The sequence below is a fragment of the Flammeovirga sp. SJP92 genome (assembly GCF_001583495.1).
Taxonomy (GTDB): Bacteria; Bacteroidota; Bacteroidia; order Cytophagales; family Flammeovirgaceae; genus Flammeovirga.
The window spans coordinates 1-981 of sequence record NZ_LQAQ01000066.1 but is presented as its reverse complement, the minus strand read 5'-3'; the positions used below and the strand labels follow the sequence as shown (position 1 = coordinate 981).

At 26.9% G+C, this 981-nt stretch carries 2 protein-coding genes; both read left to right on the top strand.

All coding sequences use genetic code 11. The annotated features are described in order from the left end of the window. Positions 1-249: hypothetical protein (locus AVL50_RS33365; RefSeq protein ID WP_172826861.1), on the top strand; the 249-nt coding region annotated here is incomplete at its 5' end. Further along, positions 233-981: leucine-rich repeat domain-containing protein (locus AVL50_RS16825; protein WP_082795875.1), on the top strand; the 749-nt coding region annotated here is incomplete at its 3' end. The genes AVL50_RS33365 and AVL50_RS16825, both read left to right, overlap by 17 nt.

The window sequence follows — 981 nt, the reverse complement described above, 5'->3', positions numbered from 1 at the left end:
GATCTTTGGGAATTTAAAAATGAAACAAGTTGGGATAATGTAAATGAAGATGCTTTTATGACAATTAATGCAGATCAAGCTAAGAAGTATTTTGGGGATGGAGGACCGAAATATTTATTTGAAAATATACTTCGAATTACGGATAAAAATCCTCAAAGTAAAATGAAGTTTAATTATAAACAATTAGAGATTGTTTTAGTAAATCTTTATAAAGACCAACAAAGTTATGATTATGCGTACAATAAATAACCTCACAAGAATATTACTGATACTATCAGTATTTGCATGTTCAGAAACAAATAAAAAAAGTCATGATCAAAATATTGAACAAAAGATAAATAGTAAATATAATGTTAGTCTAGAACCCTATTATAGTGATAATGGTTTTATCGAATTTATAATTTTGGAAGGACACCGTATAAGTGAAATACCATATGAAATAACAAAGCTGGATTCATTAAACCATTTGAGAATAGACAGATTAAATATTAGTCAATTACCTGAATGGATATCATCTTTAAAAGCCTTAAAATATTTATACTTAATTTATGTTCCTTTAAATGAATATCCAACATTTCTTGACAAGAATAAAAAAATTGAAGAGTTATGTATTGCAGGTAGTGAAATTAATAAATTACCAGATATTATTAATTTTCCAGAGTTAAAGGTTTTACGTTTAGAAGAATCACCTTTTATTGCATTACCACTAATCAAGAGAAATGAAAATCAAGAAGCACTATCACTTTTTATTAAAAAAACAGACATCACCGAAATTCCATCTGAATATAATACTTATTCGATAAAAAAAATTTATATTGATGATAACCGTAAACTTGATCATATGGACAATCTCTTTGGTACTTATGATTCATTAAAAGAGGTAAATATAGGCTACCGAGGGCATACCAAATTCCCTATGGAATCTTTCAAAAAATGTTATAATCTAGAAGTATTATCTTTAACGGATCAAGGTCTTTGGGA